At 42.1% G+C, this 4,598-nt stretch carries 6 protein-coding genes; 4 read left to right on the forward strand and 2 right to left on the reverse strand.

The genetic code is table 11. The features are described 5' to 3' along the window. Together IQ229_RS13970 and IQ229_RS13975 are read right to left on the reverse strand one after the other, a co-directional pair. A partial coding sequence (locus IQ229_RS13970; RefSeq protein ID WP_194044641.1) for a helix-turn-helix domain-containing protein occupies positions 1 to 649 on the reverse strand: 649 nt, incomplete at its 3' end. A gap of 338 nt (positions 650 to 987) precedes the next feature. Further along, positions 988 to 2,370, reverse strand: a complete 1,383-nt coding sequence (locus tag IQ229_RS13975) for a cytochrome P450 (RefSeq protein ID WP_194044643.1) — start codon at positions 2,368 to 2,370, stop codon at positions 988 to 990. Between the two features lie 86 nt (positions 2,371 to 2,456). Here IQ229_RS13975 and IQ229_RS13980 point away from each other — a divergent pair, with 86 nt between their 5' ends. Genes IQ229_RS13980 through IQ229_RS13995 form a run of 4 tightly spaced genes read left to right on the forward strand, consistent with a single transcriptional unit; the run spans position 2,457 to position 4,306 of the window. Then, positions 2,457 to 2,630, forward strand: a complete 174-nt coding sequence (locus IQ229_RS13980; protein WP_228013457.1) for a hypothetical protein — start codon at positions 2,457 to 2,459, stop codon at positions 2,628 to 2,630. A gap of 3 nt (positions 2,631 to 2,633) precedes the next feature. Beyond that, complete coding sequence (locus IQ229_RS13985; RefSeq protein ID WP_194044647.1) at positions 2,634 to 3,266, forward strand: ParA family protein; 633 nt, start codon at positions 2,634 to 2,636, stop codon at positions 3,264 to 3,266. A gap of 2 nt (positions 3,267 to 3,268) precedes the next feature. Then, a complete protein-coding gene (locus tag IQ229_RS13990) occupies positions 3,269 to 3,907 on the forward strand; it encodes a coiled-coil domain-containing protein (protein ID WP_194044649.1) in 639 nt (212 codons plus the stop codon). A gap of 9 nt (positions 3,908 to 3,916) precedes the next feature. Next, complete coding sequence (locus IQ229_RS13995; RefSeq protein ID WP_194044651.1) at positions 3,917 to 4,306, forward strand: tautomerase family protein; 390 nt, start codon at positions 3,917 to 3,919, stop codon at positions 4,304 to 4,306. Positions 4,307 to 4,598 lie beyond the last annotated feature (292 nt).

Raw genomic sequence — 4,598 nt, forward strand, 5'->3', positions numbered from 1 at the left:
ATTCTATTCCTTCATAAATAGCAATATACCATGCTTGCACCAAGCGGTACTTTCGGAGAATATCTTTATTTAGATGATGATGAGTAGTAATACCTGCATTCTTGTTAAGTGAGCGATTTACTGTTTTTAATTCATACTCATTGCCGTCAGCATCAATTGCATCATTTCCTTCACGTCCGGGAGATATACGTAACCCTAAAAGAATCAATACCTGTAAGACCTTACCACCATTATCTTGAAAAATATCAGTAATTCCATATTCATTTGCGAGCAGTTGCATTTGTCTGACGCCATCAAAGGCAGATTGTAAACGCTCCAGATTTGATTGGCGTTCATTTTCTGTAGTAATTGGCTCTTCAACTGGTTCTACAAGAGAGGGAGAAACTGGTGCAACTATGAGCGTAGTTATAGGATCTGTATGCTCATTAGGTTGTTCAATATTCATTAGATAAGGAACTGACACATTGATCGCATCAGCAATATCTAAAATAACTTCAAACGAAGGTGATCTCTCACCACGCTCTAAGAAGCTAATGTGTTCAGTAGTCTTACTTATAACTTCTGCTAACTGTTCTTGTGTAATACCCATTTGTTGTCGAAGTTCTCGTACTCTATTACCAAAAAGTTGTCGAGCTGCTTCGTGATCCATAAGACTCCATATCATTCTGAAGACAAACTTTCAGTTCGTCTTCAGAATGATATGGTAGGAGTGTAAAATCGGTACACGCACTAGCAGTGCGTGTTTATGAAAAATAGTAACTAAGACTAACTTATTTTTCTGCCTTGGATATAAGAACAATTAAATACCGCGACAAAGAACATTATGAATAACTCGCCAACAAGCAAGGGAGTCAGGATAGTTCGTAATTCTTAATAACGCTCTCTTGCGAGACGCTCCGCGAACATGGGCTAGCTAACGCTACACTAACGTAATTCGTAATTATTACCTCATAGTAGGGTGGGCATTTTAATACCCACCCTACTTATCTAAACTAGCGCTGGTGTATTTGCACGCTTAACTTGAGGTGTTGCAACCATCCTCATTCCGGCTGGTGCAGCTAAAGTTAACCCACGGCGCACAGGACGCACGGGACGTTTATTCACTAGCGAAACTTGAAATTCTGACAAAACAGTTGCCAAGACAATTTTCATTTCATACTGAGCAAATGCCATCCCAATACAGCGACGATTACCGCCACCAAAGGGTAAATATTCATAAGGTGAATATTGTCTTCCTAAAAAGCGTTCTGGTTTGAACTGCTTGGATTGTGGATAAACTTCTTCCCGATGATGCGCTAAATAAATACTGGGGACTATTACTGTTCCCTCTGGCAGTTCGTAGCCCATAATTGTAATAGGGGTTTTCACAATCCGCGGGAAAGCAGTCATGACAATTGGGTAAAGTCGCAATGTCTCTTGGTAAACTGCTGTTAAATAGGGCAATTTAGCTACACTACTTAAATCGGCGTTAACTCCAATGGTGTTGAGTTCCTGTAACAACTTCTCACGCACCTCTGGTAAACGATCGATCCAGTAAAAAGCCCACGTCAATGCCGAAGCGGTAGTTTCATGTCCTGCAACTAGCAGCGTCATTAACTCGTCGTGTAATTCTTCATCTGACATCCCTTGACCATCGTCATAACGAGCCGCCATCATCAAACTTAGGATATCTTGGCGATCTCGATCGAGTTCAGCCCGACGTTCTCGAAGTAAAGCATAAATCAGTCGATCGATTTTTCGCCGTTGTTGCAGAACCCAACCCCACGGACTCCACGCACCGAAATCTTTTTGCATGAACTGGAAGAAGAAGGCGCTGGACATTATGGGCGAAGTGATGAAGTCTAATAAGTCACTTAGCGATCGCCTCAGTTCCTCAAACAGTTCTCCATCATTCAAACCAAATACAACCCGCAGAATAACACGCAAGGTAATTTCTTGCATCGACTCACGGATCTTAAAAGGTTTATCAATTTGCCATTCATTAGTCACCTGTCGGGTGATTTCCCGAATTTCCTCGCCGTAAGCCCGCATCCTTTCGCCATGAAAGGGAGGAGCTAATAGTTGCCGTTGGCGCTGGTGGCGATCGCCATCCGCTAACATAAAGGAGCGATCGCCAAGTAAAAATTTTAGCCCTACGTTCCCCCTCCCAACCTCAAAATGCCTGGAATCAGCAGTAAAAATCTGCTCAAGGGCTTGGGGTTGACTAAAATATATTAGATGGTTATCAGAGCGACTACTCCTGATGGTGAAAGTGTCACCGTAGATTTGGGCAAAATCATCCACATATTTCACCGGCTGAGTAATAAACTTGATCATCCGCAGCCAGCGCGGCATTTGAGGCCCATCGGGCAGATTGTAAGTTGTTGTCATAGAATTTTGTGGAGTTGATGGCTTCTGAATTTTATTGTTACGACTTTTCATGTTACTTAGGGTTACAGAAAGCGGTATATTCATCATTGGGGACTAGGGACTGGAAACTGGGAACTGAAAAAGAAGACAAAGAGGATAATAATAACTCTTGTACAGACGCGATTAATCGCCTCTCTACTCCTAACTCAGCACTCAGCACTCCTAACTCAGCACGGGCTAAACGCCCCGCTACCGCTAACAAAAGGCAGCATCGGAAGTAAGCAGTGCCAAAAATCATCGCTATTCTCAACGGTAAAGGAGGAGTCGGTAAAACGACTACCGCAGTCAATCTGGCTGCAAACTTTGCGAAGAAAAAAAAGGTGCTGCTGATTGATGCAGATATTCAAGGTTCTGCCAGTTGGTGGTTTGGGCGCAGTCAGCAGGGAATGGGATTTGATTTATCTCAAGAAACAGATCCCGCACTTTTAAGTGATTTAGCAAAGATAACAGGTTACGATTTAGTAGTGGTGGATACACCTCCCGCCCTGCGCTCTGAAGCATTAGTGGCGGTAGTTGCGATCGCAGATTATCTAGTTTTGCCGACACCCCCATCTGCAATGGATTTAGCAATCCTCGTGGAAACAGTCAAGGAAGCCGTCATCCCTGTGGGAACCCCCCATCGGGTATTGCTCACCAAAGTCGATACCCGCAGTTTGGGGGAAGCACAAGAAGCAAAAAACACTCTGACTCGCTTAGGTATTCCTACTTGTAATACCTTCATCCGTGCCTATAAAGCTCATGAACGAGCAGCACTGGAAGGTGTAGCGATTACCCAATGGCGAGGAGGAAACGCACGGGAGGCGGAATTAGACTACCGCCGTGCAGCTGATGAATTACAGCGTGATTGGAGAAAATAAGAATGGCTAGGAAACAAAGTCTCTCTGACTTACTACAAGAAGAGGCGCAAAAATTTACACCCCCAGAAGGTGAATCTGCGATCGAAGTTACAGCAGAAAAAATTGTCGAAGAACAAGCTTCAGATGATGAGGAAGCGTTAGGACAACCACTTGAGCCAACTTCTACTAAGCGCAGTCCTACTAAAGCTGATTTAGAAGCAACTGTCAAAGAGTTGACAAGTAATCTAGAAACAAGCCATAAAAAGGAAGCATCTCTCGAACAAGAAGTTGCTGATTTGCAATCAAAATTATCTAAACAAAAAACATTTGTATCAGAACAAAAATCATTACTAGAACAGCTAACCAAAGAACTTGATGAAACCAAAAAAACAGCACTGCAACTTGCAGAAGCAAATTCCCTGCTTATAGAAGAAATTAATTCTTTAAAACAAAAAGCAGAACAAAAAGCAGAACAAAAAGCAGAAGAGAAATCTAAACTTGTTGTCAAAGAAACTAGCGCGATCAGACCAGTAAAAGACCATTACAATCCACTTAACTACAAAAAATCACATCGTTCATCGGAAACACTAGCTCAAAATCAACCTCAAAATCAGCCGAATGAGTATCCAGATAGTTCTAATGAGATGTGGTTACTCGACTAGAATCAGTCAATGGTACAAATCAAAATCTATGGCACTGCTTCATTTATCCGTCATTCTCGCAGTGCCATTTCTGACGCAATTCATTCTTGTGTTGTTGAAGCTCTAGTATATCCTCAAGACAAGCGTACCCATCGGTTCTTTCCTCTCGAACCCGATGATTTCGTCTACCCTGTAGGACGTTCAGAGAAATACATCATCATTGAGATTAGTATGTTTGAGGGACGGACTATTGAAACGAAAAAAAAACTAATTAAGTTGTTGTTTTCCCGCTTATCTGAACAAGTTGCAATTGCACCTATAGATATAGAAATCACGATTACAGAAACTCCAAAACACAATTGGGGTATTCGGGGAACAACAGGAGATGAATTAAACCTAAATTACCAAGTGCAAGTGTAAATATTTGGAGCTTGTAGAGTGGGCATTGTAATGGCATTATAATGCCCATCTTAATGCAAGACAGGTTTGCGTTAGCGTTCGCGAAGCGTCTCGTAGAGAAGCTCACCGTTCGCGTAGCGTCTCGTAGAGAAGGTATCGCTCTAGCTACATTCCCTAAAATTCTGTAAAAGTAACACGATTAAAGAGAAAAATAGTAGCTCTCACAGAAGCTATTAGCAACAGTTGAAAAACTTTCCAAATCGCCGTTACAGAAAAATTATTGAGACTTGATATTATGTCCGCCAAATTACCC

The sequence above is a fragment of the Nostoc cf. edaphicum LEGE 07299 genome, from assembly GCF_015207245.1.
Classification (GTDB): Bacteria; Cyanobacteriota; Cyanobacteriia; order Cyanobacteriales; family Nostocaceae; genus Nostoc; species Nostoc edaphicum_B.